Here is a 13,291-nt window from a genome sequence, read left to right on the forward strand (position 1 = left end):
AAGTGGTCAGGCTTGGACGCTGACCCTGTCGATCTCCCAGTTGCACTGTTCGATCAGGGTCTCGAGCGAGCGCGGGATGTGCAGCGCCCCATCGGGCTCGTAGCGCCGGCCCTCGCTCCAGTGGCGGGCGGCCGACTCGGCGATGTCCGGTAGTCCCTGGCGCTGTAGCTCCCACAATGCCTGTGTCTGTTTGGTGTGCATGGGCTCCCCTGGGTGGATCGCAAGATCCGTGCTTGAATGTGGTTTTTTAGAGACGTGGTATCCGTTGGCCGGATCTTATCCTTTTTTCTTCGAGTTTAGTCGAAGATTCGGGGCTAGAAGCCCGGCCAACAAGGCTTGGAACGCATTGTTGCGGTTTTTTCCCAGTGCCGTCAAAAGGATGCTGGGTCTTGTGCCGACGGGTGTGGCGGTGATGATGCGTCTGGTCGTGAGGTGGAGTCAGGCGACGGCCCCGAGGCTGTGGACGCTATCGGGGAGCTGGTCGCGCACGACCTCGGCGAAGCGTTCGAGGACCTGCCGTCGCGGGAAGCTGCGCCGGTAGACCAGCGAGATGCGCCGATAGGCATCGGGCAGGTGCAGCTGGCGCGAGACGATACCGTGGTCGCGCATCCAGGTCTCGCGCACCGCCAGGGCCGGGACCAGGGTACAGCCGAAGCCGGCGCTGACCAGTTGCAGCAGGGTCTCGAGGCTGGAGGCGCGCAGATCGGCCATCTCGCCCTGGCTGGGGCGCTGCGACAGCCGGCAGACCTCCATCACCTGATGGGCCAGGCAGTGACCGTCGGCGAGCAGCAGCAGCTCGCACGACTCCAGGTCCGCGGCGCTGATCTCGGCGCGTTGCTGCAGCGGGTGGCCCGTGGGGTGGGCGAGCCAGAAGGGTTCGTCGAACAACTCGATGGCGGCGAGGTCGGAGTCCTCAACCGGGGTGGCGAGCAGCGCGGCGTCGATCTCGTGGTGGCTGAGGCGCGTGAGCAGGGTATCGGTGATCTCCTCGGAGAGCACCAGCTGCAGCTTGGGACAGCGCGCGCGCAGCGGGCGCAGCAGCAAGGGCACCAGATAGGGGCTGACGGTGGGGATGGCGCCGATGCGCAGCGGTCCGGCCAGCGGGTCCTGATGGGCGTGCGCGACCTGCTCGATGGCGGCGGTCTGCTCCAGCGCCAGTCGGGCGTGATGGAGGATCTCCTCGCCGACCGGGGTGATCTCGACCGAGCGGTTGGTGCGCTCGAAGATGACCACGTCGAGCTCGTCCTCGAGCTTCTTGATCTGGCCGCTGAGCGTCGGCTGACTGACGAAGCAACGCTCGGCGGCGCGCCCGAAGTGGCGCGTCTCGGCGACGGCGAGGATATATTTCAGGTCACGTAGATTCACCCGCCCATGATAGCGGAAATCGCGCCCGATTCGGACCCATGATGTGCGCCGCGCGGCGATTCCTGGGGCGGTGGGGGCGGCTTGATTCGATTCGGCGCCTACCCAATCTTCGACAATAACTTACAAAAAACCGGAGAATTCACCGTGAGAATGGACAAGTTGACGGCAAAGTTCCAACTCGCGCTGGCCGATGCCCAGAGCCTGGCGGTCGGTCGCGATCATCAGTTCATCGAGCCGGTCCACCTGCTGATCGCGCTGCTCGATCAGGAGGGGGGCACGGTACGCCACCTGCTTACCCGCGCCGATGTCAACGTCAATCAGCTGCGCTCGGCGCTCGGCGAGCTGCTCGACCGTCTGCCGGTGGTCGAGGGCGCCGGTGGCGAGGTGCACGTCGGCAACGACCTGGGGCGCCTGCTCAACCAGACCGACAAGCTCGCCCAGCAGCGCCAGGACCAGTACGTCTCCTCCGAGCTGTTCGTGCTCGCCGCGCTCGATGACCGCGGCGAGCTGGGCCGGGTGTTGCGCGAGGCCGGCGCTTCGAAAGGGGCGCTGGAGCGTGCGATCGAGTCGGTTCGAGGGGGGCAGAAGGTCGACGACCCCAACGCCGAGGAGCAGCGTCAGGCGCTCGAGAAGTACACCATCGATCTGACCGAGCGTGCCGAGCAGGGCAAGCTCGATCCGGTGATCGGGCGCGACGACGAGATCCGCCGCACCGTGCAGGTGCTGCAGCGGCGCACCAAGAACAACCCGGTGCTGATCGGCGAGCCCGGCGTCGGCAAGACCGCCATCGTCGAGGGGCTGGCGCAGCGCATCGTCAACGGCGAGGTGCCCGAGGGGCTGAAGTCCAGGCGGCTGCTCTCGCTCGACATGGCCGCGCTGATCGCCGGGGCCAAGTTCCGCGGCGAGTTCGAGGAGCGGCTCAAGGCGGTGCTCAACGACATCGCCCGTCAGGAGGGCAACGTCATCCTCTTCATCGACGAGCTGCACACCATGGTCGGCGCGGGCAAGGCCGAGGGCTCGATGGACGCGGGCAACATGCTCAAGCCGGCGCTGGCGCGCGGCGAGCTGCACTGTGTCGGCGCCACCACCCTCGACGAGTACCGCAAGTACGTCGAGAAGGACGCGGCGCTCGAACGGCGCTTCCAGAAGGTGCTGGTCGACGAGCCCAACGTCGAGGACACCATCGCCATCCTGCGCGGGCTCAAGGAGCGCTACGAGGTCCATCACGCCGTCGAGATCACCGACCCGGCGATCGTCGCCGCGGCGACCCTGTCGCACCGCTATATCTCCGATCGTCAGCTCCCCGACAAGGCGATCGACCTGATCGACGAGGCCGCCTCGCACATCCGCATGGAGATCGACTCCATGCCCGAGGAGATGGACCGCCTCGATCGGCGGCTGATCCAGCTCAAGATCGAGCGCGAGGCGCTGAAGAAGGAGTCCGACGAGGCCTCGCGCAAGCGCCTCGCCGACCTCGAGGGCGAGGTGGCGCGGCTCGAGCGCGAGTTCGCCGATCTCGACGAGGTCTGGAAGTCGGAGAAGGCGGCGGTTGCCGGCACCGCGCACATCAAGGAGGCGCTCGACCGTGCCCGGGTGGAGATGGAGACGGCGCGCCGTGCCGGCGACCTGGGACGGATGTCGGAGCTGCAGTACGGGCGCATCCCCGAGCTCGAGAAGCAGCTCGCTTCGGCCGCCGCCGGGGCCGAGCAGGGCGATAACCGGCTGCTGCGCAACAAGGTCAGCGACGAGGAGATCGCCGAGATCGTCTCGCGCTGGACCGGTATCCCGGTGTCGCGGATGCTCGAGGGCGAGCGCGACAAGCTGCTGCGCATGGAGCAGGAGATCGGCCGGCGGGTGGTCGGTCAGGACGAGGCGGTGGGCGCGGTCAGCGACGCCATCCGCCGCTCGCGCGCCGGGCTCTCCGACCCGGCCCGCCCGATCGGCTCCTTCCTCTTCCTCGGACCCACCGGCGTCGGCAAGACCGAGCTGTGCAAGACGCTGGCGAGCTTCCTCTTCGATACCGAGGAGGCGATGGTGCGCATCGACATGTCCGAGTTCATGGAAAAGCACTCGGTGGCGCGGCTGATCGGGGCGCCGCCCGGCTATGTCGGCTATGACGAGGGCGGCTATCTCACCGAGGCGGTGCGCCGCCGCCCCTACAGCTTGATCCTGCTCGACGAGGTGGAGAAGGCCCACCCCGACGTCTTCAACGTGCTGTTGCAGGTGCTCGACGACGGTCGGCTCACCGATGGTCAGGGGCGCACCGTGGACTTCCGCAACACGGTGATCGTGATGACCTCCAACCTCGGCTCCGAGGTCATCCAGCAGCACGCCGGCGAGGCGGCCTATGCCGAGATGAAGGCGGCGGTGATGGCGGTGGTGCGTCAGGCCTTCCGTCCCGAGTTCATCAACCGGCTCGACGAGATCGTCGTCTTCCATCCGCTGCAGCAGGCGCAGATCCGCGCCATCGCGCGCATCCAGCTCGACTATCTGCAGCGGCGCCTGGCCGATCGCGAGATGCGTCTCGAGATCAGCGACGCGGCGCTCGATCTGCTCGGCGAGGCCGGTTTCGATCCGGTCTACGGTGCCCGCCCGCTCAAGCGCGCGATCCGCGCTCAGCTCGAGAATCCGCTGGCTCAGGAGATCCTCGCCGGCAAGTTCGCGCCCGGAGATCTGATCGAGGTCGGGGTGGCAGACGGCGCCCTGCGCTTCGAGCGGGTGCTCGCCGGCGAACTGGTCGACTGACCGACCCCGCCTGCTGGCGCCACCGCCCCGTCCAGGTCGGACGGCGGCGGTGGCGAGCGGCTGGTTTCGCCATTCCCGTTGTTTCCCTGAGACAATAGCCTCGGGGTCTCGGTATGCTGTATGGTCGCGCATCACCGCGCCGCATCCGGCGGCGCGGTGATGGCACCGAGCAGTGCGCGAGGCCCGCGGGGGCATTTGCCCCGGCCGATGGTGTGCGCGTTGCATGACCCGCCCGGTGGCGATCGCCGCGCGCAATGGAACGGAACTGATGGTCAGGATATGCGACCGGGCCTAACCTTGGACATCCGCCTTGACACCTCTCGCATCCCGTCGCGCCCCTCGCCTGCGTCCCAGCGCCAAGTCCCTGATCTGTTCGCTGCTGTTGATCTGGATGGCCTCGGTCGATGCCCAGGTGTTGATCGCGCACGCGGCGGTGGAGGTGGATCACCTGACCCAGAACGAGGCGCGGCGCTATCTGATGATGCGCGTACCGCGCTGGCCGGACGGGCACGCGGTACGGGTGTTCGTGCTACCCGACGAGCATGTCCTGCACCGTCGCTTCGTCACCGGCGTGCTCGGGCTCTATCCCTACCAGTTGCGACGGGTCTGGGATCGTTTGCTGTTCTCGGGCACCGGTCAGGTGCCGATCACCGTGACCTCGCCACATGAGCTGGTCCGCAGCGTTGCTTCCACTCCGGGGGCGCTCGGCTATGCCGACGCTCCGCCTCCGGGCTTCGAGGTACGTATCATCGAGGTGCGCTAGGGTGCGGGCGGCATGGATGAGTGGCATGGTGTTGGCGCTGTACTGGCTGCCGAGCCTCGCCTGGGCGACCGAACCGGCGCTGCAACTGCACGGGTTCGCCAGCCAAGCTCTGGTCTGGACCTCCGATAATCGCTTCTTCGGCGACAGTCCCGACGGCTCGCTCGATTTCACCGAACTCGGTCTCAACGGCTCCTGGCGCGCCGACCCGCGCCTGCTGCTCGCCACCCAGGTGTTGGTGCGGCGCGCCGGGGAGATGAGCGACGCCACGCCCTGGCTCGATTACGCCCTGGCCGACGCCACCCTGGTGAGCGCCCCGACACACCGCATCGGGCTGCGCATGGGGCGGATCAAGAACCCGATCGGTCTCTACAACGAGACCCGTGACGTTCCCTTCACCCGTCCCGGGATCTTCCTGCCCCAGGTGGTCTATTTCGATCGGGTGCGCAACATGATGCTCGCCTCCGACGGGCTGATGTTCTACGGCGAGCGCTATACCGATCTCGGCACCTTCTCGGCCACCCTGGGGGCTGGACTGCCGCTGCTTGACGCCAACGTCGAGTGGAACTATCTGCTCGACGACCATGATGGCGAGCTCGAACCCGAGCATCCGGTGCCACTGCTCAGCCTGTGGTATGCCGATCCCGCCGAGCGGTTGCGCCTGGGACTCAGTGGCGCGGCCATGCACAGTCGCTTCGATCCCGGCTCCGAGGCTGCGATCGGCGCCGGCAACCTGGATATCCGCTACTGGCTGGTATCGGCACAGTACAATGCGGCGAACTGGACCCTGGCGGGCGAATACGCCCATATCCTGATCGATTGGCGTCATTTTCGGCCCGAGGCCGATCGTCATCACGCCATCCAGACCGGATGGTACCTGCAGGCGGCCTATCGGCTCTCGCCGGCGATCGAGCTGATGCTGCGCTATGAGGAGGGGGATGCAGATCGTCGTCTGGGGGACCTGCACCTTCACTGTCCCGCCTCGGATCACTCCCGGATCTGGGTCGTCGGGACGCGCTGGGATCTGGGTAGGCGGTTGATGCTGCGTCTGGAGTATCAGCGTCATCACGGCGGTTTCACCCTCTCGTACCGTGAGAACCCCCCAGGCGACGGGGTGGTCGAGGACTGGGACCTGTTTGCCGCCCAGATCTCACTGAGGTTCTGAGGTGTCCATGAACACCGCCCCCGTTACGCCCACCTCGCCGCCGATCCTCAGCCTGCGCTGGAAGGCGCTGGTCGCGCTCAGCCTGTTGCTGCTGGTGGTCAACCTCTCGCTGGTGCTGCTCGCCAATGCGCGGGCCCAGGCGCAGTTCGCCCTGCACCAGTCGCAGTTGCGCGAGCAGCAGGTGCGCCAGCTCCATGCGATCCTCAAGACGCGCGAGCACGAGCTCTCCAAGCTCGCCACCCTGGTGCCGGGGTTCGGCGTCGATGTCAGCGGCGCGGGGCGCGCGGCCCAGCTCGCCGCCGCGCTCGCCAGCAACGGGGTGTTGCTGGAGATCGAGTGGGGCATCGGCTCGGCGTACTGGATCGATGCCGAGGGGCGTCTGTCGGTGAGCTGGCCGGAGGGCGTCGAGCCACCGCCACCGGTGCTGCTCCATGCACTGGCGGATGACCCGGAGCGCTCGCTGTGCAAGCTCGTCTGTCGCGGCCGCGACGGGTGTGCGCACTATCTCGCCACGCCGCTGCTGTGGCAGGGTCGGTATGCCGGCAGCCTGGTGCTGGGACGCTCGCTCGCCGATGTACTGCTCGACTTCAATGCCCTCACCGGGGCGGAGGTCGCCGTCGCCAGTGCCGCCGGCGAGGCCGCCTTCCCGGTGCTCACGCACCCCGAGTACTCGCGTCCACTGCTCCGGGCGGCGGGCCCCGCACTGTTCGCACTTGCCCCCGACGAGACCCTGGAGCTGCGCCACGAGGGCCGCGAGTTCGTGCTCTATCGGGTGGCGGCGCTGGCCCCCGGGGTCGATGCCTATGTGATCAACGAGGTCACCGAGCAACGCGCCGGCATCCGCGCGAGCACCCGCGATGGCCTGTTGCTCGGGCTGCTCGGGCTGCTGCTCTCCGAGGGCTTGTTGCTGCTGATCATGAAGCCTCCGCTGCGTCGGCTGCGGGCGTTGGCGCTGGCCTTGCCTCTGCTCGCCGAGCAGCGTTACGCGGCGTTGCGCGAACGGCTCGCGCGTCCGCCTCGGGGCTGGTTGCAGCGTGATGAGATCAGCCTGATGTTCGAGACCGTGTGGCAACTCAGCGAACGGATGGAGCGGTTGCAGCGCGCCCGTGATCAGGCCGAGGCGCAGCTGATCTGGCTCGCCGAGCACGACCCGCTGACCCAGCTCGCCAACCGTCGTCGCTTCAGCGAGTCGTTCGCCCAGGTGGTCGACCAGGCCTGTCGCTTCGGACACGGCGGCGCGCTGCTGTTTCTCGACCTCGACGACTTCAAGGAGGTCAACGACCTCAGTGGTCACCAGGTCGGCGATCAGTTGCTGCAGGGGGTGGCCGATCGGCTGCGCGGGCTGGCCGAGCGCGGTGACCTGCTGGCGCGTCTCGGCGGCGACGAGTTCGCCTTGGTGTTGCCCGAGTCCGAACCCGAGCAGGCGCGCCGGTGCGCCGAGCGTCTGCAGCAGGCGATCGCACAGGTCTGTATCGAGTCGCGCGGCCGGTTGCACCGGGTCTCGGCGAGCATCGGTATCGTGCTCTTTCCCGCTCAGGGCGAGTCCACCGAAGAGCTGCTCGCGAGCGCCGATCTCGCCATGTACCGGGCCAAGCGGCAGGGACCCGGACGCTGTCATCTGTTCTCGCTCGAGGATGCCGAGCGCGAGCAGCTCGATGCCCGGATCCTGTGGCGCGAGCGTATCGCCGGCGCGCTGCGCGAGGATCGCTTCGAGCTCCATGTCCAGCCGGTTGTCGAGGTCGCCAGCGGCGAGACCTGTCACGTCGAGGGGCTGCTGCGGATGCGTGATCACGACGGCTCGCTGATCTATCCCGATCGCTTCATCCCGGTCGCCGAGCACAATGGACAGATCCAGCTGATCGACCACTGGGTGGTCGAGCATGCGCTGTGCTTGCTGGTCGCGCATCCGGGCTTGCGCCTGGCGGTCAATCTATCGGCCAATGCGATGGTCGATACCGGGTTGCTGGATCTGCTCGAGCGACGACTTGCGACGCTCGAACTCGATCCCGGGCGGTTGATCTTCGAGGTCACCGAGACGGCGGCGATCGAGTGCCTGTCGAGCGCGACCCGGCTGATGCACCGTATCCAGGCACTCGGTTGTCGCTTCGCGCTCGACGACTTCGGCACCGGCTATGCGTCCTACGCCTATCTGCGCCAGCTCCCGGTCGACGAGGTCAAGATCGACGGCGCCTTCGTGCGTGAACTGAAGAGCAGCCGCGAGGACCGGATCTTCGTCGCCGCCATCACCGACATGGCGCACGCCATGGGCAAGCGGGTGGTGGCCGAGTTCGTCGAGGACGCCGAGACGCTCGCGCTGCTGCGCGAGATCGGCGTCGACCGCGCCCAGGGCTATTACTTCGCCCGCCCCGCGCCGCTGCGGCTCGATGGGGAGTGAGCGACCAGCGACCAGCGACCAGCGACCAGCGACCAGCGGGATTGAACCGCAAAGCCGCGAAGGGCGCAAAGGGGCTTGAGTTGCAAGCGACCAGCCTCCAGCCGCCAGTGGGTGTGTGCCCTCGACGACAGCACGGCTTGCCCGCATCCGTGGCGCACGTTCTTGGCGCCAGTGTTTGTGGGTAGCCAGCCACTGGCGGCTGGAGGCTGATCGCTGGAGGCTCTTCTTCCCTTTGCGGCTTCGCGGTTCAATCCCCCGGCTGGCGGCTGGCGGCTGGCGGCTGGCGGCTGGCGGCTGGCGGCTCAGATCACCAATGCCACCACCGCCCCGGTCATCAGCGTGGCCAGGGTGCCGGAGACGATGGTGCGTGGGCCGAGGGCGACGATCTCGGCGCGTCGTTCCGGGGCCAGGGTGCCGAGCGCGCCGATCATGATGCCGAGGCTGCCGAGGTTGGCGAAGCCGCACAGCGCATAGGTCATGATCAGCCGGCTGCGTGGGCTGAGCGTCTCGGGCGGCAGCGCCGCCAGATCGAGATAGGCCACCAGCTCGTTGAGGACCGTCTTGACCCCGAGCAGGGCGCCGGCGGCGGGGGCCTCGGACCAGGGGATGCCGATCAGCCAGGCCGCCGGGGCCATCAGCCAGCCGAGCACGCGCTGGGCGCTCAGCGGCGCGCCGGCGATCTCTGGCAACAGCCCGAGGGCCTGGTTGACCAGGCTCACCAGGGCGACCATCACCACCAGCATGGCGATGATATTGAGCCACAGCGGGATCGCCTGCAGGGTGCCGCGGGTGATGGCGTCCATCGCCCCGTGCGCCTCGCTGAGCAACGGGGCACGGGTCTCGGCGGTCTCGCGCGCCGTCTCCGGGATCATCACCCCGGCGATCACCAGCGCCGCCGGGGCGCTGATCAGCGAGGCGGTGAGGATGTGACCCATGGCCTCGGGGATCGCCGTGGCGAGGAAGCTCGCGTAGAGCACCATCACCGTGCCGGCGATGGTGGCCATGCCGCAGGTCATCAGCGCGAACAGCGCCGATCGCGACATCTCGCGCAGATAGGGGCGGATCAGCAGCGGCGCCTCGGTCATGCCGACGAAGACGTTGGCCGCCGCGCCGAGCCCCAGCGCGCCACCGCTGCCGAGGGTGCGCTCGAGCACCCAGGCGAAGCCGCGTACCAGCAACGGCAGCACCCGCCAGTGGAACAGCAGCGCCGAGAGCGCGCTGATCACCAGGATCAGCGGCAGGGCGCGGAAGGCGAGGACGAAGCCGTTCTCCGGGTACTGGGTGGCGAAGGGTGCGGCGCCACCGCCGAGATAGCCGAACACCAGCGCGGTGCCGGCCTCGGTGGCGCGCTCGAGCGCGAGCACCAGATCGTTGAGGGCGAGAAAGCCCTGCTGGACCGGGGCGAGCTTGAGGAGCGCCAGGGCGAGCAGCAGCTGCAGGCCCAGCCCCACGAGCACCAGGCGCGGGCGGACTGCGCGACGCGACTCGCTGACCGACCAGGCCAGCGCGAGGATGACGACGAGCCCGAGCAGCGGCTGGAGACTGGTCAGCATGGCAGGTCCCGGCTCAGTGCTGGGTCGGCGGCGAGCTGTGGTGGCTGTCCTCGGCGAGCAGCTGGCGGGCGTCGACCGGATCGAAGCGATAGGTGCGGTTGCAGAACTCGCAGGTCACCTCGAGCCCGTCGCGCTCGGCGAGGATCGACTCGATCTCCTCGGCGCCGAGCAGCTTGACGGTCTGCTCGATGCGCGCGCGCGAGCAGCCGCAGCGAAAAGCGATCGGGTCGGGCTCGAAGAGTCGCACCGGCTCCTCGTTGAACAGCCGGTAGAGGAGTTGCTCGGCGGGCAGCGCGAGCAGCTCCTCGCGGGTCAGGGTGTTGGCGAGCATGCCCACCCGCGACCAGTCCTCGGCAGCGCGGTCTGCGCCGGGCAGGCGCTGCAGCAGCATGCCTGCGGCGCGCTCGCCGTCGGCATCGAGCCAGAGTCGGGTCGGCAGCTGCTCGGAGCCGCTGAAGAAGTGCTCCATGGCATCGGCCAGGCGCTCGCCCTGGAGCGCGACGATGCCTTGATAGGGCTCGCCGGTGCGCGGTTCGATGGTGAGTACCAGACGGGCGGTGCCGAACAGCTCGGCGAGCGGGGCCTCGGGGTCGAGCTCGCCATCCCAGCGCGCCAGCCCGCGCACCGTGCGTGCGCTGGTGGCCTGGGCGACCAGGGTGCGCAGCGGGCCGTCGCCCTGGGCCTGGAGGATCAGCGCGCCGTCGAACTTGAGGGTGGCGGCGAGCAGCGAGACCGCCGCCAGCGCCTCGCCGAGCAGGCCGCGTACCGGCTCGGGGTAGTCGTGGGCATCGAGTACCGCGCGCCAGCTGGCGTCGAGATGCACCAGATTGCCGCGGATGTCGGTCTGTTCGAAGAGAAAACGGTGGAGGCTGTCGGTATCACTCATCGATAGGTCCTGGTCGCCGGGCGGATTCGCCCGGCGCTGATCGTGGGGTGGGTCCCGGCTGGCACCGGGCACCCGGGATTCAATCCGGTGGTGTGTCGAGCTCGGCGAGGAAACTGTCCACGGCGGTCTCGAGCGCGAGTGTCCCGGAGAGCACCTCGGTCTCGAAACGCTCGCGCCATTGCGGCATCAGCAGCTGGGCGCGGTGCCACTCCTCGTAGAGGATGTGCGCGAGCGGTCCGCCCTGTTCGATGAAGCCGGAGTCGAGAAAGGTCCGGCGGGCGCGCTCGCGATCGTAGTCGAAGCGCACGATCTCCCACTGCCAGCGCCCCTGATGGAATTCGAGCAGGGCGTAGCTGCCGCGCGGGTCGCCGTCGAAGGGCGAGCCGACCGAGCCGACGTTGAGGATCGGCAACCCGTCGAGCACCCGGGTGAGCGGGCGGTGGGTGTGGGCGGTGACGAACAGCGCCACGCCCTCGGGCAGGGCGCCGTCGCGTAGCGTCTCGTCGGGGAGCGCGGCGGTGACGCCGTGGCGGTTGCCGCGCATGGTGCCGTGGGTGACGTGCACCCAGCTCGTCTCGCTGCCGGCATGGAAGCACAGATGGTCCGGCCACTGGTTGAGCGTCTCCAGCGCCGGGGCGATCTGGTGCAGCGTCCAGTCGGCGAACGCGCGCATGCGCGCGTCGAGCGCGTCGCGCGGGGCCTCGCGCTGGCAGCGCAGCATCCAGGTCTCGTGGTTGCCGCGCACCGGCAGCCAGCCGTGCTCACGGCGCAGACGCTCGAACAGTTGCAGGCATTCGAGGCTGCTGGGGCCGCGATTGACCAGGTCGCCATCCATGATCACCAGGTCCGGCGACCAGTCGAGGATGCGGGCGACGGCGACCTCCATGGCCGGGAGGTTGGCCTGGACGTCGGAAAAGATCGCGACCTTCATCGGGCTGTCGAGTGCGGCTGTCGTGCGGTGCGCCAACCATACCGGTAAGCGCCGCGCTCGGCCAGTGCCAAGCCGCTCACTCAGGGGCGCCGAGCCGATGCTCGACCGAGGCGATCTTGCCCGCGAGCCGGCCCTCGGCGCGCTTGCGCATATCGAACTTGGCCACCGCATAGACGCGCTCGCAGCCCATCGCGTCGAGGATCGCCTGGGCGCGCTCGATCAGCGCCAGCGCCTCGGGCAGGGTCTCGGTCTCGACCACGGTCCCCATGGGGCCGAGTTGGTGGGGGTAGCCGCTGTCGCGGACCATCGCGACCACGGGGGCGACGAAGCGGCTGACCCCGCTGCCTCCCTGATCGAGCGGGAAGATGGTCAGTTCGAGAAGCACGGACATCGGGGTCTCCAGTGTGGTCTTGGGAATGATCGGGCATGCACGCGATTTGCCGCCCGCGCGCGCGGCGACTTAGACTAGACATCTCCGCCACTGGTCGGGTCGTGACGCGCTGTCGGCATCAGCCTTGCCACCGCTTGCGCGTCGATCTCGATCCGGCGCTCCGCTGCCACTCGGCGTGCCTCGCACGACCATCGGGCCCCGGAGTCCGCAGTGCGCTCCGAACACCCTGTGGGGTCGCCGTCGCTGGCATGGTGGCCCGTTGCTCCGAGAAACGCATGCCCTTAGAAGATACCGTCGGGGATCCCGATCTGGATACCCCCTTGTCGCTCACCCTCTCGCCCGCCATGCTCTTCCATGCCCTGATGGGCTCGGCCAGCGCCGTCCATACCGGCTGGCAGAGTTGTATCGACAATGCCCTGGTGGTCTCCGAGCTGATCGCCACCGATGACCGCGTCGGCAACTATTGTCGTCTGGTCGAGCAGGAGTTCGTCGAGGACGAGCAGCCCGATACCGTTTGGCATGACTGGACGCTCGAGATCCGTATCGATCCGGTGCTGATCACCGGTCACTGGCAGCTCCCGGCCACCGCCCACCCCTCTGAGTGGGAGTGGAACGCCCGCGAGGCCCGCCGCGCCTTCGAGCGCGCCTGTGTCTTGTTCGGGCGCCGTACCCGGCCGGGTGTGGTGATCGATGAACCGGCGCCGGCGGCACCCTCGGTGCCGCGTGCAAGCCGTCACTGACGCCGATCGCGACGTACGGCGTCGCGATCCAAGCCACCGCCGCGAGGAGGTCCGCCGAGATGAAGATCAAGGTCGATGTCGAGATGACCCCGGAGGAGATGCGCAAGCTGTTCGGCCTGCCCGATGTGGAGGCCTTCCAGCGCCAGCTGCTCGACGAGATCGGCGCGCGCATCAGCGAGGGCGCCGAGGGCTACGAGCCGCTCAAGCTGTTCCAGCCCTACATGAACAGTACGCTCGCCTCCTGGGAGATGTTCCACCGCATGATGGGGGGGGTGGCAAGCGCCGAGCGGCGCTCGTCCGAGGCCGACGACTAAGGCGCGCTGATGTCGGAAGAGGGCGTTGATCCTATAATGGCTGGCA

12 protein-coding genes are annotated in these 13,291 nt (G+C 68.3%); 6 read left to right on the top strand and 6 right to left on the bottom strand.

What is annotated here, in order from left to right:
• Positions 1–6: 6 nt before the first annotated feature.
• Both EBL84_RS07185 and EBL84_RS07190 read right to left on the bottom strand, forming a co-directional pair.
• Positions 7–201, bottom strand: coding sequence for a hypothetical protein (locus tag EBL84_RS07185; protein WP_123140190.1), 195 nt, complete (start codon positions 199–201; stop codon positions 7–9).
• A 237-nt stretch (positions 202–438) separates the two neighbouring features.
• Positions 439–1,365 carry a LysR substrate-binding domain-containing protein gene (locus EBL84_RS07190; protein WP_123140191.1) on the bottom strand — a complete coding sequence of 309 codons (927 nt, stop codon included), beginning with the start codon at positions 1,363–1,365 and terminating at the stop codon, positions 439–441.
• Between the two features lie 144 nt (positions 1,366–1,509).
• Between EBL84_RS07190 and clpB the strand changes: the two genes are divergently transcribed.
• From clpB to EBL84_RS07210, 4 genes are all read left to right on the top strand, one after another.
• A complete protein-coding gene (clpB, locus tag EBL84_RS07195; RefSeq protein ID WP_123140192.1) occupies positions 1,510–4,110 on the top strand; it encodes an ATP-dependent chaperone ClpB in 2,601 nt (866 codons plus the stop codon).
• 310 nt (positions 4,111–4,420) lie between these two features.
• Positions 4,421–4,873 carry a hypothetical protein gene (locus tag EBL84_RS07200; RefSeq protein WP_223805969.1) on the top strand — a complete coding sequence of 151 codons (453 nt, stop codon included), beginning with the start codon at positions 4,421–4,423 and terminating at the stop codon, positions 4,871–4,873.
• Between the two features lie 25 nt (positions 4,874–4,898).
• Entirely contained in the window at positions 4,899–6,035 is a 1,137-nt protein-coding gene (locus tag EBL84_RS07205) for a porin (RefSeq protein WP_223806970.1), read from the top strand.
• A gap of 7 nt (positions 6,036–6,042) precedes the next feature.
• Entirely contained in the window at positions 6,043–8,430 is a 2,388-nt protein-coding gene (locus EBL84_RS07210; RefSeq protein ID WP_123140194.1) for a bifunctional diguanylate cyclase/phosphodiesterase, read from the top strand.
• Positions 8,431–8,732: 302 nt separating this feature from the next.
• On the opposite strand, the gene EBL84_RS07215 is transcribed toward EBL84_RS07210, so the two are convergent.
• The 4 genes from EBL84_RS07215 to EBL84_RS07230 all read right to left on the bottom strand — a co-directional run bounded on the left by EBL84_RS07215 (position 8,733) and on the right by EBL84_RS07230 (position 12,191).
• Positions 8,733–9,983, bottom strand: coding sequence for a NupC/NupG family nucleoside CNT transporter (locus tag EBL84_RS07215; RefSeq protein WP_123140195.1), 1,251 nt, complete (start codon positions 9,981–9,983; stop codon positions 8,733–8,735).
• A gap of 13 nt (positions 9,984–9,996) precedes the next feature.
• Complete coding sequence (hslO, locus tag EBL84_RS07220) at positions 9,997–10,869, bottom strand: Hsp33 family molecular chaperone HslO (RefSeq protein ID WP_123140196.1); 873 nt, start codon at positions 10,867–10,869, stop codon at positions 9,997–9,999.
• 79 nt (positions 10,870–10,948) lie between these two features.
• A complete protein-coding gene (locus EBL84_RS07225) occupies positions 10,949–11,800 on the bottom strand; it encodes a metallophosphoesterase (RefSeq protein ID WP_123140197.1) in 852 nt (283 codons plus the stop codon).
• Positions 11,801–11,876: 76 nt separating this feature from the next.
• Positions 11,877–12,191, bottom strand: coding sequence for an MTH1187 family thiamine-binding protein (locus tag EBL84_RS07230; protein WP_123140198.1), 315 nt, complete (start codon positions 12,189–12,191; stop codon positions 11,877–11,879).
• A 275-nt stretch (positions 12,192–12,466) separates the two neighbouring features.
• On the opposite strand from EBL84_RS07230, the gene EBL84_RS07235 reads away from it, so the two are divergent.
• Both EBL84_RS07235 and EBL84_RS07240 read left to right on the top strand, forming a co-directional pair.
• Positions 12,467–12,931 (top strand): hypothetical protein, encoded by a 465-nt coding sequence (locus tag EBL84_RS07235; protein WP_123140199.1) that lies wholly within the window; start codon positions 12,467–12,469, stop codon positions 12,929–12,931.
• A gap of 59 nt (positions 12,932–12,990) precedes the next feature.
• Positions 12,991–13,245, top strand: a complete 255-nt coding sequence (locus EBL84_RS07240; RefSeq protein ID WP_123140200.1) for a DUF6489 family protein — start codon at positions 12,991–12,993, stop codon at positions 13,243–13,245.
• The last annotated feature ends 46 nt before the right edge of the window (positions 13,246–13,291 follow it).

It is taken from the genome of Marichromatium sp. AB31, assembly GCF_003718685.1.
GTDB lineage: Bacteria > Pseudomonadota > Gammaproteobacteria > Chromatiales > Chromatiaceae > Marichromatium > Marichromatium gracile.